Source organism: Lampropedia aestuarii, from assembly GCF_004803635.1.
Lineage (GTDB): Bacteria > Pseudomonadota > Gammaproteobacteria > Burkholderiales > Burkholderiaceae_C > Lampropedia > Lampropedia aestuarii.
In genome coordinates this window covers 30,939-55,616 of sequence record NZ_SSWX01000003.1, presented here as the reverse complement: position 1 = coordinate 55,616, position 24,678 = coordinate 30,939, and the positions used below count along the sequence as shown (strand labels likewise).

The 24,678-nt window shown below is 58.2% G+C and carries 16 protein-coding genes; 10 read left to right on the top strand and 6 right to left on the bottom strand.

Annotated features, from left to right (window positions below; genetic code table 11):
* Window positions 1-83 precede the first annotated feature (83 nt).
* Window positions 84-1,856 carry a hypothetical protein gene (locus E8K88_RS02985; protein WP_205880010.1) on the top strand — a complete coding sequence of 591 codons (1,773 nt, stop codon included), beginning with the start codon at window positions 84-86 and terminating at the stop codon, window positions 1,854-1,856.
* Window positions 1,857-2,287: 431 nt separating this feature from the next.
* The gene (locus E8K88_RS02980) at window positions 2,288-3,931 is read left to right on the top strand and encodes a 3-(methylthio)propionyl-CoA ligase (RefSeq protein ID WP_136405172.1); all 1,644 of its coding nucleotides are present in this window, start codon (window positions 2,288-2,290) and stop codon (window positions 3,929-3,931) included.
* A gap of 169 nt (window positions 3,932-4,100) precedes the next feature.
* Here E8K88_RS02980 and E8K88_RS02975 read toward each other — a convergent pair whose 3' ends face one another.
* Window positions 4,101-5,669, bottom strand: a complete 1,569-nt coding sequence (locus tag E8K88_RS02975; protein ID WP_136405171.1) for a TerC family protein — start codon at window positions 5,667-5,669, stop codon at window positions 4,101-4,103.
* A 746-nt stretch (window positions 5,670-6,415) separates the two neighbouring features.
* Between E8K88_RS02975 and E8K88_RS02970 the strand changes: the two genes are divergently transcribed.
* A complete protein-coding gene (locus E8K88_RS02970; RefSeq protein ID WP_136405170.1) occupies window positions 6,416-6,844 on the top strand; it encodes a VOC family protein in 429 nt (142 codons plus the stop codon).
* 126 nt (window positions 6,845-6,970) lie between these two features.
* On the opposite strand, the gene parC is transcribed toward E8K88_RS02970, so the two are convergent.
* The 3 genes from parC to E8K88_RS02955 all read right to left on the bottom strand — a co-directional run bounded on the left by parC (window position 6,971) and on the right by E8K88_RS02955 (window position 12,274).
* Entirely contained in the window at window positions 6,971-9,367 is a 2,397-nt protein-coding gene (gene parC / locus E8K88_RS02965) for a DNA topoisomerase IV subunit A (RefSeq protein WP_136405169.1), read from the bottom strand.
* A 132-nt stretch (window positions 9,368-9,499) separates the two neighbouring features.
* Complete coding sequence (locus E8K88_RS02960) at window positions 9,500-10,840, bottom strand: 3-deoxy-D-manno-octulosonic acid transferase (protein ID WP_420813556.1); 1,341 nt, start codon at window positions 10,838-10,840, stop codon at window positions 9,500-9,502.
* 51 nt (window positions 10,841-10,891) lie between these two features.
* A complete protein-coding gene (locus E8K88_RS02955; RefSeq protein WP_136405168.1) occupies window positions 10,892-12,274 on the bottom strand; it encodes a phosphomannomutase/phosphoglucomutase in 1,383 nt (460 codons plus the stop codon).
* A 286-nt stretch (window positions 12,275-12,560) separates the two neighbouring features.
* Here E8K88_RS02955 and fumC point away from each other — a divergent pair, with 286 nt between their 5' ends.
* From fumC to E8K88_RS02940, 3 genes are all read left to right on the top strand, one after another.
* Entirely contained in the window at window positions 12,561-13,955 is a 1,395-nt protein-coding gene (fumC, locus tag E8K88_RS02950) for a class II fumarate hydratase (RefSeq protein ID WP_136405167.1), read from the top strand.
* A gap of 259 nt (window positions 13,956-14,214) precedes the next feature.
* Entirely contained in the window at window positions 14,215-14,985 is a 771-nt protein-coding gene (locus E8K88_RS02945) for a FadR/GntR family transcriptional regulator (protein WP_136405344.1), read from the top strand.
* Window positions 14,986-15,345: 360 nt separating this feature from the next.
* Window positions 15,346-15,879, top strand: a complete 534-nt coding sequence (locus tag E8K88_RS02940; RefSeq protein ID WP_136405166.1) for an ureidoglycolate lyase — start codon at window positions 15,346-15,348, stop codon at window positions 15,877-15,879.
* Between the two features lie 48 nt (window positions 15,880-15,927).
* Here the strand turns inward: E8K88_RS02940 and E8K88_RS02935 are convergent, their stop codons facing one another.
* Entirely contained in the window at window positions 15,928-16,824 is an 897-nt protein-coding gene (locus E8K88_RS02935; protein WP_136405165.1) for a DMT family transporter, read from the bottom strand.
* Between the two features lie 245 nt (window positions 16,825-17,069).
* Here E8K88_RS02935 and hemW point away from each other — a divergent pair, with 245 nt between their 5' ends.
* The 4 genes from hemW to E8K88_RS02915 all read left to right on the top strand — a co-directional run bounded on the left by hemW (window position 17,070) and on the right by E8K88_RS02915 (window position 22,061).
* Entirely contained in the window at window positions 17,070-18,281 is a 1,212-nt protein-coding gene (gene hemW / locus E8K88_RS02930) for a radical SAM family heme chaperone HemW (RefSeq protein ID WP_136405164.1), read from the top strand.
* A 157-nt stretch (window positions 18,282-18,438) separates the two neighbouring features.
* Window positions 18,439-19,197 carry a 3-hydroxyacyl-CoA dehydrogenase gene (locus tag E8K88_RS02925; RefSeq protein WP_136405163.1) on the top strand — a complete coding sequence of 253 codons (759 nt, stop codon included), beginning with the start codon at window positions 18,439-18,441 and terminating at the stop codon, window positions 19,195-19,197.
* A gap of 385 nt (window positions 19,198-19,582) precedes the next feature.
* The gene (locus E8K88_RS02920; protein ID WP_136405162.1) at window positions 19,583-20,902 is read left to right on the top strand and encodes a hemolysin family protein; all 1,320 of its coding nucleotides are present in this window, start codon (window positions 19,583-19,585) and stop codon (window positions 20,900-20,902) included.
* Window positions 20,903-21,257: 355 nt separating this feature from the next.
* Complete coding sequence (locus E8K88_RS02915) at window positions 21,258-22,061, top strand: endonuclease/exonuclease/phosphatase family protein (RefSeq protein ID WP_136405161.1); 804 nt, start codon at window positions 21,258-21,260, stop codon at window positions 22,059-22,061.
* A gap of 73 nt (window positions 22,062-22,134) precedes the next feature.
* Here E8K88_RS02915 and E8K88_RS02910 read toward each other — a convergent pair whose 3' ends face one another.
* Window positions 22,135-24,669 (bottom strand): ATP-dependent helicase, encoded by a 2,535-nt coding sequence (locus E8K88_RS02910; protein WP_136405160.1) that lies wholly within the window; start codon window positions 24,667-24,669, stop codon window positions 22,135-22,137.
* Between the last annotated feature and the right edge of the window lie 9 nt (window positions 24,670-24,678).

Below are 24,678 nucleotides of genomic sequence, written 5' to 3'. Positions count from 1 at the left end.
ACAGATTTGGGCATCTGGGGCATCCCCAGCAGCATGGCCGAGTTCAAGCGCACAGCCCCATTTCGATTTCCTTCACACCTCGCGTGAATACCAAGCTCCCTACTCCAGCCATCGTGACCCAGGCCGCCGTCCGCACGCTTCCGCGCATGTGGTTATGGCTGCTGTGCCTGGTCTACACATGCGCCGGCTTTGTTGGCCGCCATCCCTGGAAAAATGAAGACATGGCGGCATATGGCTATATGCAAGCGCTGGCCCAAGGGCATACCCCATGGCTCAAACCCGTCTTGGTTGGCCTGCCGCTGGAGCCTGCCGCGCAATTACTGCCCGTCTGGCTGGGCGCGATCGCCTTGCACATGAGTCCGTCATGGATTGACCCTGAAATGGCAGTGCGCCTGCCGTTCATGCTGCTGCTCTTGCTGTGTTTTGCCTGCGTCTGGCGTGCCACTTATTACCTGGCACAACGCAACGAAGCCCAGCCCGTGCCATTTGCCTTTGGCGGCGAGGCGCGCCCCATTGCATACGCACGTGCGATCGCAGATGGCAGTGTGCTGGCCCTGATCGCCTGCTTCGGACTGGTGCAGTTCTCACATGAAACCAGCGCAACGCTGGTGCAGCTGTTTGGTGCCAGCTTGCTGTTTTTGGCCTTTGCTCAACCACCTGGCCACGCGCTGCGCACTTGGCTGTTGACGGCGCTGGCATTTTTCGTCTTGATATTCAGTGGCGCATTTGCTTGGGGCTATGTGGTCTGGGCGTTGACGATTGTGGGTCTGGCGCGCTCGATGCTGACACACAAAAAACCACTGCTGGGCACGATTGCGGTCTATGCCAGCGCAGGCCTGCTGGTCAGTGTGATCGCACGCGGGTTGCTGGATCAACCATTCTGGCAATGGCCCTACCAATGGGAGCTGCACCAAGCTTCACAGTGGCTGAGTTTTTTCAAGCTGCTGATCTGGTTTGGCTGGCCCGCCTGGCCGCTGGCCTGCTGGGCGATCTACCGTTGGCGTGCCCATATTTTCAAGCGCCAACCCAGCTACCACGTCTTCTTGCCGCTGTGCTTTATTGTCGTGACCGTGGTGCTGGCCGCAAGCTCCGGAGGCTCTGGGCGAGATCGCACACTGTTTCTGAGCTTGCCCATGGCTGCGACCTTGGCTGCATTTGCGCTGCCGACCATGCGCCGCAGCGTCTCGTCGCTGATCGACTGGTTCACGATGTTGTTCTTCACCATCTCGGGAGTGGCGATTTGGGTCATCTGGACTGCCACACAAACGGGGTTTCCAGCCAAACCTGCAGCCAATGTCGCCAAGCTTGCGCCCGACTATGTGCCGGTATTTTCCTTGCTCAGCCTGGTGTTGGCCTTGCTGGCCACGCTGGTCTGGTTGGCTGTGGTGGTCTGGCGCACAGGCCGCCACCAGGCCGCTTTATGGAAGAGCCTGGTGCTACCAGCCGGTGGCGCGACCTGGTGCGTGATACTGGCCATGACCCTGTGGCTGCCCATGCTCGATTACGGTCGCAGCTTTGCACCACAGATTGAGAAAATCCGCCCGCATATTCCCGCCGACGTCCAGTGCATTTGGGCCTACGGCCTCAATGCCGCGCAGCGCGCGGCTTTCTCGACACAAGCACAATGGCCACTGCAGGCGCCTAGCGAAGGCAGCAACTGCGAGCTCAGCATGGTCGACGCCGTGCAACTCAAACATTACGAGCCACTACTCAAAGCGGCCGGCTGGACCCAGCTCAAACGCATCGAACGCCCCACCAGTGACGAAGCGATTGTGCTGTTCACTTATCGCCATGGCGCAAACAGCGGCCCGGCGCTGATGGACGTCAGCCACCTGCGAGGGCGCAGCCGCCACTGACGTGGCCCCAGCACTAGCAACTGCGCCAATCAGCAGGTCTGGCGCCAGGCAAGCACAGCGCCACCAGCACACCACTGGTGGCGTTTCTTTTGCTGCACAGTATTGCCAACAACGCGCATCCAGCCTGCCTGGCTGCCAGGTGGATGGCTGGATGGCTGGATGGCTGGCATTACGCACACACAAATCCCTGCACTATTGGCACAAGCCACTATTGGCAAATACGCGACGCGCCAATAGACTCATTTGGCGCACAATGGATTGCACGCGCTATGCATGGCATTTCCCGCCGCGCATGGGCCTGTCACCATCACCCAGCTGATACGGCCATGCGCATGCGATGCCTCCGATCTATTCGGCAAGCAGCGTGTGTAGCAGCAGACTTGGCAATGGGTCGCTATTGGCCATCACAATCAAAAAACGAAGGAAGACATATGTTAGGTTTAATGCAGCATCAGCCACTTCTGATTTCTGCCATGATTGAACATGCAGCACGCCATCACCACGATGGCGAAATCGTCTCGCGCAGGGTTGAAGGCGACATCCACCGCTACACCTATACCGAGCTGGCTGAACGCTCACGCCAAGTAGCCAATGCGCTGGATGCCTCCAGCATCGCGCAAGGCGACCGTGTGGCCACGTTGGCCTGGAATGGTTACCGCCACATGGAGCTGTATTTTGGTGTGAGCGGCTCTGGCCGCGTGCTGCACACGATCAACCCACGCCTGCACCCTGAGCAAATCGCCTGGATCATCAACCACGCCGAGGATGTAGTGCTATGTTTTGACACAAGCTTCTTGCCACTCATCGAAGCGGTGCACGCCAAGTGCCCTGGCGTCAAACATTGGGTGGCGCTGTGCGATGCAGACAAGCTGCCGGCTGACACCAGCATCCCCAATCTGCTCAGCTACGAAGCCTGGATTGGCCCACATTCGACCCAATACCAGTGGCCTGTTCTGGATGAAAACACCGCCTCCAGCATGTGCTATACCAGTGGCACAACCGGCAACCCGAAGGCGGCACTCTACAGCCACCGCTCAACCGCCTTGCATGCCTACGGCGCAGCCATGCCCGATGTGATGTGCTTGTCGGCCACCGATGCGGTACTGCCGGTGGTGCCCATGTTCCACGTGAACGCTTGGGGCCTGCCCTATGCCGCCGCGATTACCGGCGCCAAAGTTGTATTCCCAGGCCCAGCCATGGATGGCAAATCGATTTATGAGCTGGTTGAAGCCGAAGGCGTGACCATGGCTGCAGGTGTGCCCACCATTTGGCAAATGCTGCTGGGCTATATGCTGCCCAATAACCTGCGCTTTAGCACCCTGAACCGCACGGTCATTGGTGGTGCGGCCTGCCCACCGGCGATGATCAAAACCTTTGAAGACGTGCTCAAGGTCAAGGTGCTGCATGCCTGGGGCATGACCGAGATGAGCCCGCTGGGCACCTTGGGCAAACTCAAGAACAAACAACTCAAACTCAGTGAGGCTGAGCAGCAGAAAATCCTCGAAAAACAAGGCCGTACCGTCTATGGCGTGGACATGAAAATTGTCGACGAGCAAGGCAAGGAACTGCCCTGGGATGGCAAAACCTATGGTGATTTGCTGGTGCATGGTCCCTGGACCATTGCCAAATACTACAAACAAGAAGGCAAGGATCCGCTGGTCTACGACGCGCAAGGCATTGGCTGGTTCCCAACGGGTGATGTCGCCACCATCGACAGCGATGGCTTCATGCAAATCACCGATCGCAGTAAGGATGTGATCAAGTCCGGCGGCGAATGGATCAGCTCGATTGACATCGAAAACATCGCCATGGCCCATCCATCAGTGGCCTTGGCTGCCTCGATTGGGGTGCCGCATCCAAAATGGGATGAACGCCCGATTGTGGTGGTGGCACTCAAGCCAGAGCAGCTCCTAACACGTGAAGAGCTGCTTGCCTTCTATGAAGGCAAACTGGCGAAATGGCAAATCCCCGATGACGTGGTGTTTGTTGACAGCATTCCACTGGGCGCGACAGGCAAGCTGCTCAAAACCAGAGTGCGCGAAATGCTCAGCGATTACAAGCTGCCAACAGCCTAAGCGATGCACCAACAGCGCTAGCCGCACACCGGCAAGCACGGCTTTGATTGGTGCAACCACCATTCAAAGCCATCAAAAAAACACCAGGCTTGTCGCTTGGTGTTTTTTTCGCTCAGCGGCAAAGCCGTGTAGCCATGGCTTTGCCTTGCACCACTGCTGCCGTGGCAGCTTACTCTGCGGCTAAGCCCTCTTCTTCGGTCAGCAGGCGCACATCCACCCGCTCGATACGGCGCTCTTCTACGGCCGTGATCTCAAAGCGCAGACCGTGGTAGATCAGGACCTGGCCGACTTCGGGCAATTGCTGCAGCTGATGCAAGATCAGGCCAGCGACAGTGTTGTACTCCTCGTCTTCATCAGCCAAATCTTCTATGCCAATGGCATGCTCCAACGCATGCAGGTCAATCAGGCCTTCGACGCTCCAATGGCCTTCACCCAGAGGCTGCACCGACAACTGCTCGCCCACATCCGGGAACTCACCGGCAATCGCCTCCAAAATATCCATTGGGGTGACGATGCCCAAAATCGTGCCGTACTCGTCGCCCACAAAGGCAATTTGGCGGCGCGAGTGGCGCAGCATTTCCGTCAGGCGAATCACCGTGATCGACTCCGGCACGATCAACGGCGCACGCAAACTTTTCTCTTGGTCAATCTGACCGGTTTGCACTACATCGAGCAGCAAGTCCTTGGCACGCGCCACACCGATCACGTTGTCCAAGCCATTGCGGTCACACACTGGCAGCAAACTATGGGCGTTGTCGGTCAGCATCGCATAAATGCGGTCTTTGTCATCGGTAATGTCCAGCCACTGGACATCGCTGCGCGGCGTCATGATCGACAGCACCGAACGCTCGGCCAAGGTCAGCACACCGCTGACCATTTTGCGCTCTTCAGCACCAAAAGCGGGTGGCAAGGCATTGGCCACCAGCTCTTCACGGGTGGTGTCATTTTGCTCCAATCCATGGCGATCGCCCAGCATGCGCAAGATGGTTTTGGCCGTGCGGTCACGAATCGGCATCGTCGCCTCGTGCTTGAGCAGATTGCGCTGGCGCCATTGGTTGAACACCTCAATCATGATCGAGAAACCAATAGCGGCATACAAATAGCCTTTAGGCAAATGAAAGCCAAAGCCCTCAAGCACCAAACTAAAGCCGATCATCAGCAAGAAGCTCAAGCACAATACCACCACCGTAGGGTGCCTGTTCACAAACTGCGTCAGTGGTTTGGAAGCAATCAGCATCACCACCATCGCAATAATCACGGCAGCCATCATCACCGGCAGATGCTCAACCATGCCGATCGCAGTGATGATGGAGTCCAGCGAGAACACCGCATCCAGCACCACGATTTGCAGCAGCACAAATGCGAAGCTGGCATAACCTTTGCGCGAAGGACCAGAGTGCTGCACGCCTTCGAGGCGTTCATGCAACTCGGTCGTGGCTTTCCATAACAGGAAGACACCGCCCAACAGCAAAATAATGTCGCGCCATGAAAAAGTAAAAATCCAAGCGCTAAATAGTGGCTCGGTCAGGCGCATGATATGCGCCATCACACTGAGCAAAATCAAACGGAAAACAAGCGCAATGCCAAGGCCTAACACCCGCGCCTTATCGCGCTGATGAGGCGGCAGCTTGTCGGCCAAAATAGCAATAAAAACGAGGTTATCAATGCCTAGAACAATCTCCAGGACGATCAGTGTCGCCAATCCAATCCAAACCGCCGGGTCAGATAACCATTCCATGTCAAAAAGCGCTGCCCGCATTGGTTTGCGGCAACGTCACAGTTAGTAAAAAGTAAAAGAAAGGGAGAAAAATCAAACACCCCGCGCCCGATGGCACAGCCAATTGAGGGGGGTGTGATAAGACACAAGCAGGCATTGAATGCGCCTGCTGAGTAGGAAAGATGGGGCGCGTTCGCGCAGAGGGGGGCTCCATGATTGATGACATTCTAATAGCAAACTGCACAATTGATGCCATGCGATCTCAAGCACCGTGCCTGGCTACAGAAAAAATCACAGTTGCAGCCAGGCCAGTACTCAGCGCAGCGCATACAGCCAAGTGCTTCGCCGCAGCTTCAGTCTGTAGCGTTATGCCAACAACCAATGGTTCGCCGGCCATTTCAGCACAGCATCCATAAAAAAACAATTTGATGGGTCAACCGTTGGCTGCCGGTTAAATCGGCTGGCTGTGCGAGCTGGGAGGTCAACGCAATGCCCATTATCTGGAGCGCAGCTGCGCAAGACACAAAAGGCGCGGAAGGCGCCTTGCATCATTTTGTGCTTCGACACGGCAGCGTGGAGCTAATGAGCAAGCTCTTAGCGCGTACCGCCCGCTGGCGGGTACGGCTGCAACGCAAGACCAGCTCTCACAGCGCACAGAACAATAGCGACTTGTTTGCACAGACTTGGACTCTGGCTGGTCTTTTTGTATGCTGTACGTGGGCAAAGTTGCTCACATTTCTGTCTGCAATGATCCTGAAAGGGGTTTTATGGAAACGCAAAAGCTGCATCGTGGTCGTCTGATCGACCACATCCAATTGGTTGTGCAGGACCTCGCTGCCAGCCACAATTTTTACGCTGCGATTCTCAGCGCGCTGCACGTGCCGCTGGGTGGCACGGGTGATGGCTACTTTTGGGCCGACGAGTTGTTTGTGACTTCAGCCACAAGCCCGGCTGCCTTGGGTGTGTTGACAGGGCGCCACCACCTCGCCTTTCAAGCCAAGGACCGGGCGATGGTGGAGCATTTTTACCAAGTCGCGCTGGCGCACGGCGGCCAGGACAACGGCGCGCCGGGGGAGCGGCCATACCACCCAGGCTACTACGCGGCCTTTGTGCTCGATCCGGATGGCAATAATATTGAGGCTGTCTTTCACGGTGATGCCCAACGCAGCGCGGACTCCGTCGTGATCTCGTTTTAGGCAGCCTTCAGCTCAATTCCATGCGGCTTGCGCAGTGCGGGAGTCTTTTTGCAAGCACAGCCAAACAGCCAAGCCATGAAAAAGGCAACTCATTGAGCCGCCTTATGGTTTAAGAATTCAACACTATCACACGACGCGTGTCACCGAATTGGGCTTGAAGCCGAAATCAGCCTTCTTGCCCTTTTGGGCGCGCTTGCCCATGGCGTTGTTGAGGCTGCGAATCTCCAGCGTTTCCTCGCGCTCTTTACCACCACGGCCCAGACCAGCGATACAGACGCTGCGGGTGTAAGCGGTCACCCCTGCCAGGCTGTCTTTGTCTTCCAAGTCCAGCAGCACCACACCCCGACCACCATTGGTGAGCGTTTTCACCTCGTCAATCGAGAAGGTCAGAATGCGCCCGCCATTGGAGACTGCGCACACATGGGTGGCGGCAATCAGCTCTTGCGAGGCCGTGCTGCCTGCAATATGCGCCGGCATGCAAACAACTTCGCCATCGCCAACGGTGATAAAGGCTTTACCGGCTTTTTGGCGCGAGACCATATTCGCCAACTGCGCAACAAAACCGTAGCCACCGCTGCTGGCCAGCAGCAATTTGGCTTCGGCTGGGCCGGCAAAGAAATGCAGCAGGTCCGTGCCCTTTTCCAGCTCGATCAAGGTGGTCAATGGCTGGCCGTCACCGCGTGCACCAGGCAAACTGGCGACCGCCACCGAGTACACCCGGCCGTTGCTGCCAAAGGCCAGCAACGTATCGACGGTGCGGCACTCAAAGGTGTTGTAGAGCACATCACCGGCCTTGAAGTTAAAGCCTTGCGGGTCATGGCCGTGGCCGGTGCGTGCGCGCACCCAGCCCTTTTGCGAGACCACGACGGTGACTGGCTCGTCCAGCACTTTGACTTCGGCCACTGCACGTTTTTCTTCTTGGATCAGCGTGCGACGTGGGTCGCCAAACTCTTTGGCGTCGGCCTCGATTTCCTTGACCATCAAGCGCTTGAGGCTGCTGGGATTGGCCAGAATATCTTCGAGCTTGGCCTGCTCGGCGCGCAGATCGGAGAGCTCCTGCTCGATCTTGATGGCTTCCAGACGGGCCAACTGGCGCAGTCGAATTTCCAGAATGTCTTCGGCCTGGCGCTCGCTCAGCGCAAAGCGCTCCATCAACGCAGCCTTGGGCTCGTCGCTGGCGCGGATGATGGCAATCACCTCATCGATATTGAGCAAGACCAGCTGGCGGCCTTCCAAGATATGGATGCGATCGAGCACTTTTTCCAGGCGGTGCTGGCTGCGGCGGGTAATGGTGGCTTGGCGGAACTCAATCCACTCGAGCAGGATTTGCCGCAGCGATTTCTGCATCGGCCGGCCATCGATACCGACCATGGTCATATTGATCGATGACGAAGTCTCCAGGCTGGTGTGGGCCAGCAAGGCAGCAATCAAATCCTGCGGATCGGTGCGGCTGGATTTGGGCTCGATCACCAGGCGCACTGGCGCGTCTTTGTTGGATTCATCGCGCACCCCGTCAAGCACTGCTTGCACCGTGGCTTTGAGCAATGATTGGTCTTGCGTCAAGGCTTTTTTACCGGCCTTGATTTTGGGGTTCATGACCTCTTCGATTTCTTCGAGAATCTTGCGCGAGCTGACATTGGGCGGCAACTGCGTCACGACCATTTGCCATTGGCCACGCGCCAACTCTTCCATCTCCCAACGCGCACGCACTTTGAGCGAGCCGCGGCCACTGCTGTAGGCAGAGGCAATCTCCTGGCTGCTACTGATGATTTGGCCGCCCCCCGGAAAGTCTGGGCCAGGAATCAGCGCAAACAGCTCTGCATCGGCCAGCTTGGGGTTCTTGACCAAGGCGACTGCGGCATCGGCGACTTCGCGCAGGTTGTGGCTAGGAATTTCCGTGGCCATGCCCACGGCAATGCCGCTGGCGCCATTGAGCAAGGTGAATGGCAGCCGTGCAGGCAACTGCGCAGGCTCTTGGAACGAGCCGTCGTAATTGGGCACAAAATCGACCGTACCCTGGTCAATTTCCTGCAGCAGCAAGCGGGTGATTTTGGCTAAGCGCGCCTCGGTGTAACGCATCGCGGCCGCGCCATCGCCATCGCGGCTGCCAAAGTTGCCCTGGCCGTCCACCAACGGGTAACGCTGTGAGAAGTCCTGCGCCATGCGCACCATGGCCTCATACGCAGCACTGTCACCATGCGGGTGGTATTTGCCCAGCACATCCCCCACCACACGGGCACTTTTGACGGGTTTGGCGCCGGTATTGCCAGTAAAGCCCAGGCCCATTTGGTCCATGGTGAACAGAATGCGGCGCTGCACCGGCTTTTGTCCATCGACCACATCGGGTAAGGCACGGCCTTTGACGACCGACAGCGCATATTCCAGATACGCACGTTGGGCAAAAGCTGCCAGCGATGAGCCATCGTCATCACTGATCGCAGGTGCGGCTGCAGGAGGTTCCTCTGGCGGCAAGTCAGCCAGCGGCAATTCGTCAGGAGTAAACAAGTCGGATTCTTCGTTCATGGCGCAATTCTAAGGGCCGCGCACCTGAACGCAGACAATGCGTTGTGCAGTGCGCAAACCGTGGCAGATATGTCTAAGATCGTAAACACGTTCTAAAAAACCAACACAGATCGGCTCGCACCCCACCAGCCATCACAGCCGATCGCCAGCGTGGTCTGTCGCCATCAGCGCCCATTGCCCGGCCAGTGCATCGGCCATCGCATCCAAGGCGCCGCGGTGCGCATGGGCAAAATGCTGCGCTTGCTGCTGCATGCTGTGCAGGCGCGGCGTATCGTGTGCCAAGGCCACAGCCGCTTGCACCGCTTCGGCCACATCGGCCACGCGCAACGCCGCCTGCTGGGCCAGCGCATCTTGCGCTGCATGGGTGAAGTTGAAGGTGTGCGGCCCCATGATAACTGGGCAGGCACAGGCACAGGCCTCAATCAGGTTTTGGCCGCCCAGTGCTTCAAACGATGCGCCCAGCAAAGCCACTTGCGCGATGCTGTAGTACAGCGCCATCTCGCCCATGCTGTCGCCCAGCCAAATATCAGCGGCAGGTGTTGGCCCTGGGCTGTGGCCATTCAAGTCGGTCCAGCGACTGCGCCGCTGCAACGACAAGCCGCGCTCAAGCACCAGTTGGGCCACAGCCTCGAACCGCTGCGGATGGCGCGGCACGACCAGCCACTGCACGGCATGCAAGGCGGGGCTAGCGGCAATTGCATCCAGCCAAGCCGCTTCTTCGCCTTCGCGTGAACTGGCCAGCACGACCACTGGCTTGCCGCTATGGGCGGTCCAGGCCGCGCGCAGTTGCAAGCCCGTCTCGACCTGCTGGGGGTTGGGCCGGGCATCAAACTTGATATTACCAGTCACCCCCTGCACCGGCGCGCCAACCGATTGCAGGCGTTCGGCATCCATGTCGGTTTGCGCCAGCACGCCCGCCAAATGGCGATAGGCCGGCCCCATCAGCACCTGGGCTTTGTGGATACCGGCCAGTGAGCGCTCATTCAAGCGTGCATTCACCAGCCACAAGGGCATGCCTTGTTGGGCGCAGGCCTGCACCATGCTGGGCCAGACCTCGGTTTCCATCAGCAAGCCCAGCGAGGGCTTGAAGTGCGCCAAAAAACGCTTGACGGCACCCGGCGTATCCCAAGGAAACCAGGCTTGCAAATCCCCTTCTCGCAAGAGCTGCTGGCCTTCGGCACGGCCAGTTGCCGTGCCATGGGTGAGCAAGATGCGCAGGCCGGGAATGCGTTGGCGCAGGGCTTCAATCAACAGGCCGGCCGTGCGGCTCTCGCCCAAGGACACGGCATGCACCCACAGCAAAGCGCCACCGGCCTCTGGTTTGCTCTCGTAATAACCGAAACGCTCTGGCACGGCCTGGGCGTAACCAGGCTCTTGCACCGCGCGTTTGCGCAGTTTGCGACGCAGCAATGGCGACGCAGCCGTGATGGCCACGCCGTATAAGGCCAGCGCAAGCCGCTCAGACCAGCGCAAGCTGGGGGCAACAGGCGTGTAAGAGATAGGCGAGCGACTCAAAGGCCAGCCTCAATGCGCGGCAGCGCCAATCTGCGCATCGGGCTTGACGCTCAACACCAGCTCGGTAAATACGGCGCGAATGCGCTCCAGGGCTTGAGGATTCTGGCCTTCAAAGCGCAACACCAGGACCGGTGTGGTGTTGGAGGCACGCACCAGGCCAAAGCCATCGGCCCAGTCGACCCGCAAACCATCAATCGTGCTGACAACTGCGGGGGCATCAAACTGGGCCTTGGCGACCATTTCGGCCACCAGCTGGTGCGGCTCACCTTCGGCGCAAGCAATGTTCAATTCAGGCGTTGAATGGCTGATTGGCAAGGCATTGAGCAAAGCCGATGGGTCTTGGCTGCGGCTGACAATCTCCAGCAAGCGGCAGCCAGCGTAGGTGCCATCGTCAAAACCGTACCAGCGCTCTTTGAAGAAGATATGGCCGCTCATCTCACCCCCCAGCGGCGCATTGCTCTCGCGCATGCGGGCTTTGATCAGCGAGTGGCCGGTTTTGAACATCACCGGCACGCCGCCGGCTTGCTGCACAAATGGTGCCAGCTGCTGCGTGCATTTGACGTCGTAGACAATTTCCCCACCTGGCACGCGCGCGAGCACATCTTGCGCAAACAGCATGATTTGGCGGTCAGGGAAAATATTCTGACCATCCTTGGTCACAATGCCCAGGCGGTCCCCATCGCCATCAAATGCCAGTCCCAGCTCGGCATCGCTGGTTTGCAACGCGGCAATCAAATCACGCAGGTTTTCTGGCTTGCTCGGATCGGGGTGGTGGTTGGGGAAGTCGCCATCGACCTCGGTGAACATTTCCACGACCTCGCAGCCAATCGCGCGCAGCACAGCTGGTGCAGTCGCACCTGCAATGCCATTGCCTGCGTCAACAATGACCTTGATCGGGCGCGCCAGACGGATGTCAGACGCAATACGGGCAATGTATTCAGGCACAACATCGTGCACACGCACCTGGCCTTTGCTGGAGAGGTCCCACACGTCTGCTTCAATCAGCTGGCGCAGCGACTGGATGTCGTCGCCATAAATGGCTTTGCCCGCCAAGACCATTTTGAAGCCGTTGTAGTCCTTGGGATTATGGCTGCCAGTGATCTGAATGCCGCTGCGTGTATGGGTGGCAGCGGCAAAATACAAGATCGGCGTGGTGACCATGCCAACATCGAACACATGCACGCCCACATCGGTCAAGCCCTCGACCAGGGCGTCGCGCAGTGCTGGGCCGCTCAAGCGGCCATCGCGGCCCACGGCCACCTCCAGCTCGCCAGCGGCTTTGGCGACGGTGCCAAACGCGCGGCCAATGCTGCGGGCCACGTCAGGATTCAATGTGGTGGGCACCACACCGCGGATGTCATAGGCTTTAAAAATGGCTGGGGACACTGGCACAAAAGGCTCCACGTTATCAGTCAAGATGGCGCCGATTGTAGGGCCAGGCTTGTCATTTGCGCATGTAAGATCCTATTGAATATCTCCATGCAGTGGACATGGCACTCAAAGAAACAATGTGTGCCGGCCTGTAACAGGCCCTAAACTGCGCGTGCACAGTCCGCAGGACCACCTGGGCGTGCACAATGGCATAGAATGAATGCGAATAATTTCCAATACCAAAGCGCCAGCCCACGCGCGGCCTATTGGCGGTTACTCAACTCCTTTTGACTCACTGCTTTTGACCATGACACAGACCAACACACGCGTAGAAAAAGACACTTTTGGCCCCATCGAAGTCCCGGCAGACAAGCTGTGGGGAGCGCAAACGCAGCGTTCCTTGCAAAACTTCGATATCTCTGGTGAAAAGCAGCCCAAGGAAATCATCAAGGCCCTGGCCCAGGTCAAACGCGCCTCAGCCGCCGTCAACCATGCGCTGGGCTTGCTCGATGAGAAAAAAACCCAGGCCATTGTGGCCGCTGCGCAAGAAGTCATCGAAGGCAAACACCCTGACGAATTCCCCCTGGTGGTTTGGCAAACCGGCTCAGGCACGCAAAGCAATATGAACCTCAACGAGGTCATTGCCAACCGCGCCAGCGAGTTGCTTGGTGGCGAGCGCGGCGAAGCCCGCGTCGTGCACCCCAATGACGATGTGAACAAAAGCCAGTCGTCCAACGACGTATTTCCGACAGCGGCCCACGTCGCCGCGGTGGACGCACTGACAAACAAACTGCTGCCCGCCATTGACGTGTTGAAAAATACGCTGGCTGACAAAGCCAAAGCCTTTGACGACATCGTCAAAATTGGCCGCACCCACTTGCAAGACGCCACGCCCTTGACCCTGGGCCAGGAAATCTCCGGCTGGGTTGCGCAACTCGAACACGGCAAAAAACACGTGCAAGACGCACTGCCCCATTTGTACGAGCTGGCCTTGGGCGGCACCGCCGTGGGTACTGGTTTGAACGCCCCTAAAGGCTATGCCGAAGGCGTCGCCAAAGAGCTGGCCAGCATCACAGGCCTGCCCTTTGTCACGTCGCCCAACAAATTTGAGTCACTGGCTTCGCAGGACGCATTGGTCCACGCGCACGGTGCACTCAAGACATTGGCAGCCAGCCTGACCAAAATAGCCAACGACGTGCGCTGGTTGGCCAGCGGCCCACGCAGCGGCATTGGCGAGATCAGCATTCCTGAAAACGAGCCTGGCTCGTCAATCATGCCGGGCAAGGTCAACCCTACCCAAAGCGAAGCCATCACAATGCTGACTGCACAGGTGTTTGGCAACGATGTGGCGATCAACATTGGCGGAGCTTCGGGCAATTTTGAACTGAACGTGTTCCGCCCAGTCGTGGCGCACAACTTCCTGCAAAGCGTGCGCCTGCTGGCCGACGGCATGATCAGCTTCAACAACAACTGTGCAGTGGGCATTGAGCCCAACCGCGCGCGCATCACCGAGCTGGTGCAAAACTCGCTGATGCTGGTGACCGCACTGAACCCGCACATTGGCTACGACAAAGCCGCATTCATTGCCAAGAAAGCGCACAAAGAAGGCTCCAGCCTGCGCGATGCCGCTGTGGCATCGGGCTTTTTGACGGCGGAGCAATTTGACCAGTGGGTGGTGCCTGAGAATATGGTGGGCCGTTAAACGGACGCACCAGCCAAGTACCCGTTCAATGGCCTAGAACAATGCAATGGCGTTCCGCCAGCCAAAAAACGCAAGCCCTGTGCTTGCGTTTTTTACTCGCATGGCAACAAGTACTTGGCCACGGCCAAGCTGCACAGCAGCTTATTCGCAAGCAGTTGCTGCAATAAGAGCCTGTGTTGGATTAGGCAACACAGGATGTTTCAGCTTCAGCGGCACAGCCATTGGTTGTCGCATGACTTGTATGAATTATTTTAACCCCATGTCCTCCACTCCCTCGGAATTACCCCAACCCAGCGCACCTGAACCGCTGCGAGGTCGCAGCAGCCGGCGCAACAGCCGCAGTTTGGCGCAGCAGTTGTTCGACCAGTTCTCCACCCAAATTCGTGATGGCGACTGGATCGCGGGCGAAAAACTGCCGACCGAGTCGGAGCTGGTACGTCGCTTTGACGTCAGCCGCACGGTCGTCAGAGAGGCGATCTCGAAACTCCAAACAGCCGCGCTAGTAGAAACACGGCACGGCATTGGCACCTTTGTACTGAAAGCCGCCGCGCCTACTGCGGCTCTGCGCAGTCCATTGGAATGGAGCGAGCCCATCAATGTCCTGGCCCTACTCGAATTGCGCACCAGCCTAGAGACCGAAGCTGCAGGCCTGGCGGCAAGCCGACGCTCGCCCCAGCAGCTCGATGCCATACGCCGGGCGTTCGATGCCTTCAACGCCAGCCACAGTGCAGGCTTGGATACCGCAGGCCATGACCTGGCGTTTCACCTAGCAATTGCAGCAGCCACAAGTAACCGCTATTTTGAAGAGGTGCTGGGACATTTTGGCGTGCAGCTGATTCCGCCCACCCACCACGACATGATCCATGTGCCCGAGCGTGATCCAGAGGATTTGCCGCGCGTGAGACGCGAGCACGAAGAAATTTTGCTTGCGATTGAGCGCCAGGACCCCGACAGTGCCAAAGCAGCGATGCGCTTGCATTTGAACAATTCGCGTGAGCGCTTGCGCAAAGCCCAGGCACAATATGGATAGCAAATACACAACGCGCTGTATTTTCTGGGCAGCGCTGCCACCTCGCTCTTGAACTTGGAACCCCCAAGTCCTGCACCAGTCACTCCAATACCCGGCCTTTGCAACGTGCCAACAGCATTTGCGCCGCACACTTGTCAATCGCGGATCATCGATCCTTGACCCCGCTCAAACTCGGCTGCCAATGGGCGAGACGCTGTTGCACAACGAAATGCAGACGTTTGGCTTGCATGATGCGCTGACTCACTGCGCCATTTGGCGCACGACCTCAATGGACACGTTGCATGGCACAACACAGCGGATGCATAACGATCGCTTGTACGGGTACACTGCCGCCTGTTTTCGCCGATACAAGACCTTTTCATGCCATCTACTCAGTCTCTTTCGATAGAACCCCTGTCTGCCGCCGCATTTGCACCCTATGGGCACATGCTGGGTGATGCAATGCAATGGAGCGAACCTGCCGCTGTTTTTAGCAATCCCGCGACTGATTTCTGGCGCACACACCTGTTCCAGCCGGGAGCTGCGGGCGACACTGAAATTCTGTGGGTCAACTACCGCAGCCGCGATCTGGTGGTGAGTACACTGGAAGTACACCACCTGACCCAGCAAGCCATCGTGCCACTCACTGGTGCCGTGGTGCATGTGGTGGCGTGCAGTAACGCCCAGGGGCTGCCTGACCTAGACACACTCAAAGCATTCCTGATTCCGCAAGGCTTGGGTATTTGCATGCAGCCCGGTTGCTGGCACGCCAGCCGTGTCCTGGGCGAGCAAGTCACTTGCCTGATGCTGACCCGCCGCTCGACCACCTTGGATTTGGTCGCGCATTTGAATGGCACAAGCGCAGCACAAGAGAGTGCATTCAGTAACATCTCTGCCTTGATTGTCACTGGCTGATCAGCGACAAGCCCCGCTACGGCGGGAGCTGGCGCCCCCTCCATGCAGTTAAGCAGGCTTGCTCGAGCGAGCACGCAAAAAGGTCGCAGCCAACCCACTGAAAATAATCAAAGCCATGCCCATCCAGCTCCAGATCGACAGGTCCTCGGCAAACAGCAGCACACTGTAAATAGCACCGAACACAATGCCCGAATACTGCAAACTGGCCACCACCAAGGTGTTGCGCGGCCCAGCCGCAGTCGAATAGGCCTTGGTCATGCACAACTGGCCCAGCGCCGCAAGCACGCCAATCGGCAGTAGCCACCAGGCTTGCGCTGTGTTCAGGCTGTGCACATCGGTAAAGCACATCACGATGCCGCCAGCAATCGTGCCTGCCGTCGCAAAATAAAAGACCACGCGGGTCTCGGGCTCGCCAATACGCGCAAGTACCACCACCTGCATGAAGGCCAACGCAGCAAACATACCAGACAGCAGACCGACCACAGCCGGCACGCTTTGATCGGCCTGGAAGCTCGGCTGCAGCATCATGATCACGCCGACAAAGCCCAGCAAAATAGCCAACAGCAAACCACCATGCAGTGGTGGTTTGTCATCCTTGCCTTTGGGGCGCCAGTACAGCAGTGCACTGGTCACCATGAAAAGGCCAATCCAGACGCTGCTCATGTAGTTCAGCGTCATCGCAGTGGCCAATGGCAGTTTGCCAATCGCATAAAACCACGCGCCCAATGACAGCACGCCAATAAAGCTGCGCCAAGCATGCATGCCGGGGTGTTTGGTGGCCAAACCAACACCTTGGTAACGTGCCAGCGCGGCCAGCATCACCATACCGATGATGCCGCGGTAGAACACCAGCTCAGCGGCATTGAAACTCTCAGATGCGAGCTTGACGCAGACCCCCATTGAGGCAAACAGAAAAGCGCCCAAAACCATCCACAACGCATGCATGCCGCCACACTCCAATTCGCAAAAAGAAACCCTGCGCACTGGCTGTGTGAGGGAGGCCTAGATTGTATTTTGAATCGATGCCGAGTCCTGTCGCAAATAACGATGGCGTGCACTAAGAACCTGTTCACAATCTCCGCGCAATCGCGCAACGCCAGGCATTGCAAGCAAACACAGCAATGTTGTCGGCATCCGGGTAAGATTGCGCCACTTGTGGCCAGGCGGGTCACAAGTCCCAACGCCCCACTATGTCTTATTCAGCCGATATCCAGCACTACATGCGCCCTGGCATTCTCCAGCTCAAGGAATTGCCACCTCTGTCGCTCTACATCCATTTGCCCTGGTGCATCCGCAAATGCCCGTATTGCGACTTCAATTCGCACGCGATGCCCGCGCCACAAGCCAGCGATGGGCAAGCGCGCATGCAGCGCTACCTGGATGCCGTCATTGCCGATCTGGATGCCGCCCTGCCCCTAGTCTGGGGCCGCAGCGTGATCAGCATTTTCATTGGTGGTGGCACACCCAGCCTGTTCTCGGCCGAGCAAATCGACCATTTGCTGGCACAGGTACGCGCACGCCTGCGTTTGGTCGCTGGCTGCGAGATCACCCTGGAGGCCAACCCCGGCACATTCGAGACCGACCGTTTTGCTGCCTACCGCGCAGCCGGTGTGACGCGCCTGTCAGTTGGCGTGCAAAGCTTCAACGACGAGCATTTGAAACAGCTCGGTCGCGTGCACAACCGCGACCAGGCCTTGGCCGCTTTGCACGAAGCCAAAGCAGCGTTTGATACCTTCAACTTGGATTTGATGTATGCATTGCCGGGCCAAAGCCTGGAGATGCTGCAGCAAGACCTGGAGACGGCGATGTCTGTCAGGCCGCCGCATGTATCGGTCTACCATTTGACCATTGAGCCCAATACGTTTTTTGCCAAGTTCCCACCGGCCTTGCCCGATGACGATGTGGCCTACGACATGCTCGACCTGATCACCGAGGCGACCGGACAGCAAGGCCTTGAGCGCTATGAAATCTCGGCCTATGCACAAACAGGCCACCAGTGCCAGCACAACCAGAATTACTGGCAGTTTGGCGACTACCTGGGCATTGGTGCGGGCGCGCACAGCAAGCTCAGCTTTGCCCACCGCGTGATTCGGCAAATCCGCATCCGCGACCCGCAGCGCTATATGGATGGCGCGCTGCAAGGTGCTGCCATCGCGCAGGACAACGAAGTCGGCCGCAAGGACCTGCCGTTTGAGTACATGCTCAATGCGCTGCGTCTGCGCTCGGGCTTCATGCTCGAAGACTACCAAAACCGCACTGGCATGCCGCTGTCCAGCATCGAAGGCGCATTGGAGCAAGGCGTGGACAAGGGCTTGCTGGAGCTGGTCGCGCCTGGCCATATCCGCCCGACCACGCGTGGCTATGACTTCCTCAGCGATTTGCAAGAGCTGTTTATTCCCTGATCATAGCTGCGGCAGCCTTTGCGCCAATCTGGTCACACTGGCGGCATGAATACGCCTGCGCATCTGCCCTTGCACAGCCGGCTCCCTATAATCATTTGTGCAGTCCAGCCCATGGCAGCGGCCATCGGTTGGCAGCCCAATCACTACTGGAGACACTATGCAAATCAAAGACAATGTATTCATCATCACAGGCGCGGCCTCAGGCTTGGGTGAAGGCACGGCCCGCATGCTGGCCAGCAAGGGCGCCAAAGTCGTCATTGCCGACTTGCAGGCCGAGCGTGGCGAAGCCATCGCCAAAGAAATTGGCGGGCGCTTTGTCAAAACCGATGTGACCTCCGAAGCCGACGGTGAAGCCGCAGTGGCCGCTGCACTGGAGCTGGGCAGACTGGGCGGCTTGATCAATTGCGCAGGCGTCGCACCAGCGCAAAAAACTGCGGGTAAAAAAGGCCCACACGATCTGGCTTTTTTCAACAAGACGATCCAAATCAATTTGATTGGCAGCTTCAATATGATTCGGCTGGCCGCCAATGCGATGCTGGCCAATGAGCCTGAAGCCACGGGCGAGCGCGGCGTGCTGATCTCCACGGCCAGCGTAGCGGCGTTTGACGGCCAGATTGGTCAGGCGGCCTACAGCGCCTCCAAAGGCGCGATTGCCAGCATGACCCTGCCCATTGCTCGCGATCTGGCCCGCGACGGCATTCGCAACATGACGATTGCCCCTGGCATTTTTGGCACGCCGATGCTGTTTGGTATGCCGCAAGAGGTGCAGGACGCACTGGCTGCCAGCGTGCCATTCCCAAGCCGCCTGGGCACACCCGAAGACTATGCGAAATTGGCCTGCCACATCATTGAAAACGACATGCTCAACGGCGAGGTCATTCGCCTCGACGGAGCGATTCGCATGGGCCCAAAATAATCCAACGGCCAGCCAGCACCCGCGCTGCTGGCCTTCAGTCTTCGGCGCAGCACGGGAAATAGGCTGCGTTGATGACGGGGCAATGAAAACCTGATTGTCAAAGGAATTTCCCCCTGCGCGCATGGCGATGTGCCTGCGAATCAGGTAGCATTGCCCTTTTCAACTTTTTGCAATCGCCTTGGCTGGCTGGTTACCAACCAGCAACAAGCCTTGGATCTCACGGTCGCGCCCCCTTTTTCCATGGAACCTCCCAGTTGTTATTTCAACACCGGCAATGCTGGCCGCCCAGCGTGTAACCACACTGGCGCAGCGCAGCTAGCAATCGCCTCTTGGCTGGCCAGCTTTGGCCGCATCGCACGCCACGTGCGCATCGGAGGCTGAATCCATGGAATTTCTGTTTCTACTGGGCTTGGTGCTGCTCAATGGCATTTTTGCGATGTCTGAAATTGCGTTGGTCACTGCACGGCGTGCGCGTTTGCAAGCGCGCGCTGACGCAGGCGACAAGGGCGCGGCCAGCGCATTGAAATTGGGCGAAGACCCGACCCGCTTCCTGTCCACCGTGCAAATCGGCATCACCTCCATTGGCTTGCTCAGCGGCATCGTTGGTGAGGCCGTTTTGGCCGGGCCTTTGGGGCTGTGGATGGAATCGATCGGCATTCCAGCCGGTACGGCCAATATCGCCTCTACTGTCGTGGTGGTCATTGGTGTCACCTATATCTCGATCGTGGTCGGTGAGCTGGTGCCCAAACGCCTGGGACAAATCGCCCCAGAAGCGATTGCACGCCTGGTCTCGCGACCGATTGTGCTGCTGTCGCTGATCACTCGGCCGTTTGTCTGGTTGCTGGCTTTTTCAACCAACGCTTTGCTGAAACTGCTGGGCGTCAAACAGACATCTGAAGAAGGCGTGACCGAAGAAGAGATTCGCGCGATGCTGGCCGAAGGCTCGCAGTCAGGCGTGATCGAGCAAAACGAGCACGAGATTGTGCGCAACGTATTTCGCCTCGATGACCGCGAAGTTGGCTCCTTGATGACGCCACGCACCGACATCGTCTTCATTGATTTGAACGCCAGCGATACAGAGAATTTGGCCCGCATCATCGAATCGGGTCACACCCGTTTTCCGGTCTGCAATGGCGACCTGGACCAGGTGCTGGGCTATATCCACGCCAAGCAAGTACTGGCTCGCGTGCACAGCGGCCAAGGCCCTGATTTCGCCAAAGACTTGCACACCAGCCTGTATGTGCCAGAAACCTTGTCTGGCCTGTCGCTGCTGGGCCAATTCAAGGCCAATAGCCTGCAGCTGGCCTTTGTTGTCGACGAGTACGGCGAGATAGGCGGCATTGTGACTTTGCAGGACGTGACCGAGGCCTTGACCGGCGAATTCGCCTCACGCAATGCCGATGATGCCTGGGCGCGCCAGCTCGACGATGGCTCCTGGCTGCTGTACGGCACGATTCCAAATGTCGAGCTCAAGGACCGCCTGAACATCAGCAGCGTGCCTGAAGAGGAACGCGGCCACTACCACACGCTCAGTGGCATGTTCATGCTGCAGTTAGAGCGCATTCCACAAGTGGGCGACCATTTCGAATGGGAGGGCTGGCGCTTTGAAGTGCTGGAGATGGACGGCAAGATGGTCGAGCGCGTGCAAGCCAAACGCCTGGATTTGCCAGCCGCTGGCTCCATGGATGCCGAGTTGGGCCACTAAAGAGCCGTGTTCACCCTCTCGACGCAATCGCGCAAGGCACCAACAACGCATTGCTGCTCGTTGTGGTGCTGGGGCGAGCCCCAAAGGCATGCTGCTGCATTAAAAATCCTCACCAAGCAAATAGCACGATGGCAAATTGTGCCGCGCAACTTTTCCGTTTGGGCCACAGTGCGGTCTGCATCGATACGTTGAACAGGCTCAAGGGCAAACCTGCTTTTACGGTGCACTTTAAACATGCATGACAAAGCATCCACGGGGGCATGCACGCGCATGCTATAAAGCGTTGATGCGCCGCGCAGGCATGCTTTTTTTGCCTGCAGCGCAGTCTTTTCAACCTTGATGCTGACGCCACGCTTTGACTGCTTCAACCTCCCCCCAAGCCCCCTCAGACGACTCGTTTGAGCCAGAGCACCTGCGCATTGCGACCTACAACATCCACAAAGGCGTACAAGGCCTGGGCCCACTGAGCCGATTGGAAATTGGCAATCTGGGCTTGGCGATCGAGCAGCTCGATGCCGACCTCGTATGCCTGCAAGAAGTGCGCAATGGCAATCTGCGCGAGCAAGAACGTTTTGCCGACTGGCCCGAGTTGCCGCAGGCGCAATTTCTCGCCCCCGAAGGCTATGAGGCGGTCTACTACACCAACGCCGTGACCCGCTATGGCGAACATGGCAATGCATTGCTCAGCCGCTGGCCAGTGATCGAGTCGCGACAAAAAGACATCTCCGACCACCGGCTGGAGCAGCGCGGCATTTTGCACGCGCAAATCAATGTCGCAGGCCATGTGGTGCACACCCTGGTCGTGCATTTGGGCCTGATCCACATCAGCCGCCTGCGCCAAGTGGCCTTGATACGGGAATTTGTGCTCGATCAAATACCGCCCGACCAGGCCGTGGTGATTGCCGGCGACTTCAATGACTGGGGCGACCAAACCGGGCTGTTGCTGCGCGAGAGTGGCTTTAGCGAATACACGGAGCGTGCCAACACCTACCCGTCGCTGCTGCCTGTGGTGCAGCTCGACCGGATTTTTGTGCGGCACCTGGTGCCAATGTCGGTGTTTGTGCCCAGAGGGCGGATTTGGCGGCGCATGTCCGACCATTTGCCCTTGGTCGGCGATTTCACCTTCGCCCCCAATTACCACCGTGTGCGCAGCGCGTAAACCACCGCAATTGCGCGGCGAGCAGCGCCATCCAGCAGCCCACTTAGAACGTGTTTACGTTCTTAGAGCGTTTTTACACCACGGTCAGCTTGGCCACAGCCAGCAGCAGCAGCTTCGTGCCATGGCGGCCAAAATTGACCTTGGCTTTGGCATCCGCGCCCTTGCCTTCTATCGACAGCACATCGCCCTCGCCAAATTTGGCGTGGAAGACTTTTTGGCCCGTGCGAATGCCATGGGTGGCGACACCATCCGAGGCTTGCGGCGGCACGCTGCCAGCGCCATAGCTGATTTGCTTACTGCCAAAGCCGCTGTAGCGGCCTGATTCACGGTAAGACACATCTTCGGCGCCGCCACTGCTGCCGTAGCTGCTGCGCTCATAACCGCCTTGCCGTTGCCCACCTGCACTGCTGCCGCTCCAGCGGCCTGCGCCTGCAGCGCCAAAGCTGCCACCAGCGCCCTGCGCGCCTGCCTGGCGCTTGGGCGTGAGCCAGCGCACCGACTCTTCTGGCAATTCGTCTAAAAACCGGCTTTGCACGTTGTACTGGGTTTGGCCGTTGAGCATGCGCTCTTGCGCCAAGCTCAAATACAAGCGTTTGCGCGCCCGGGTGATGGCCACATACATCAGGCGGCGCTCTTCTTCGACGCCATCCTGGTCGGTCATGCTGTTGTAGTGCGGAAACAAGCCCTCTTCCAGACCGGCGATGAAGACTGCATCAAACTCCAACCCTTTGGAGGCGTGCACGGTCATCAGCTGAATCGCTTCCTGGCCGGCCTGGGCCTGGTTGTCGCCCGCCTCCAGCGCCGCATGGGTCAAGAAGGCGGCCAAGGGGGTCAAGGTCTCGCCGGTGTCGACATCAACAAACAGCGACTGGTTGGCATCCAAGGCCGCATATTGGGGCGCTGGTGCATGCGAAGGCAATTGCTGGACCGCGGCCCCATTCCATGGCACATCCATGTCCACGCCCTGGCTGGCCAGGCTTTGGCTGATGGGCTGGCCGTGTTCGTCCATCGGCAAACTGGTGACATCGACGGCGTAGCCTTCTTGCGTGACGAAGTTTTCGGCCGCATTGACCAATTCCTCCAGGTTTTCCACACGATCGAGGCCATCTTTTTCAGCCCTGAAGTGCTCCAACAAACCGCTGTGCTCAAGCGTCAGGCCAATCACATCGCGCAGAGTCTGGCCCATGCTGGCTTGGCGCAACTGCTCAATGAGCGTAACAAATCCCCGCAATTTGTCCCCTGCACGCCCCTCCATGCCAGCCACAGCGGCATACAACGATTGCTGGTTGGCCCCAGCCAGGTCTTGCAAGGCTTCAATGCTGCGCGCACCTATGCCGCGCGTAGGGAAGTTCACGACCCGCAAGAAACTGGTGTCATCGCTGGGATTTTCCAGCAAACGCAAATAGGCGAGCGCGTGCTTGATCTCAGCGCGTTCAAAAAAGCGCAAGCCGCCATAGATGCGGTAGGGCAATTTGGCCGCAATCAAGGCCGACTCCAACGAGCGGCTTTGGGCGTTGCTGCGGTAGAGCACGGCGATTTCATTGTGCGCAAAACCATCGGCTTGCATCAGCTGGCGCACCTCGTCGACAATCCAGCGCGCTTCCGCCAGGTCATTGACCGATTCGTGTATGCGCAAGGCCTCGCCTGCGCCCTGGTCAGTGCGCAGGGTTTTGCCAAGGCGCTGGCTGTTGTGGGCAATCAGTGCATTGGCGCTGTCCAAAATATGGCTGTAGGAGCGGTAGTTTTGCTCAAGCTTGATCGGGTTTTGCACGCCAAATTCACGCACAAAATCGGCCATATTGCCCACGCGCGCGCCACGAAAAGCGTAAATGCTCTGATCGTCATCGCCAACGGCCACCACACTGGCACCACCGGCGATCAGTTTGAGCCACTGGTATTGCAGGCGGTTGGTGTCCTGGAACTCGTCCACAAGCACATGCTGAAAGCGGCCTTGGTAGTGCTGGCGCACCGCAGCGTTGTCCCGCAACAGCTCATAGCTGCGCAGCATCAGTTCGCCAAAGTCGACCACGCCTTCTTTTTGGCATTGCTGCTCGTAGATTTGGTAGAGCTCAACCCGCTGGCGGGTTTCGGCATCGCGCATAGGCACATCGCCAGGACGCATGCCCTCTTCCTTGCAGCTGTTGATGAACGACTGCAGCTTTTTAGGCGGCAGCATTTCGCTGTCAATATTGTGGGCTTTGAGAATGCGCTTGACCGCTGAGAGCTGGTCTTGCATGTCCAGAATCTGAAACTGCTTGGGCAGGCCGACGGTTTGCGCATGCGCGCGCAGCATGCGGTTGCACAGGCCGTGGAAAGTGCCAATCCACATGCCACGCACGGACACAGGCACCATCGCGCTCAAACGCGTGACCATCTCACGTGCTGCCTTGTTGGTGAAGGTCACCGCCAGGATGCCCCCTGGCGAGGCCTGGCCAGTTTGCAACAACCATGCAATGCGGGTCGTCAGCACCCGGGTTTTGCCCGAACCGGCACCAGCCAAAATCAAGGTATTACCACCGGCAAAGCTGACTGCTGCAGCCTGCTCAGGATTGAGGCCGACCAGCAAAGGATTGTCTTGCCGCGCCCCTGGATTAGAAGAAACATTCATGCGAGCGAT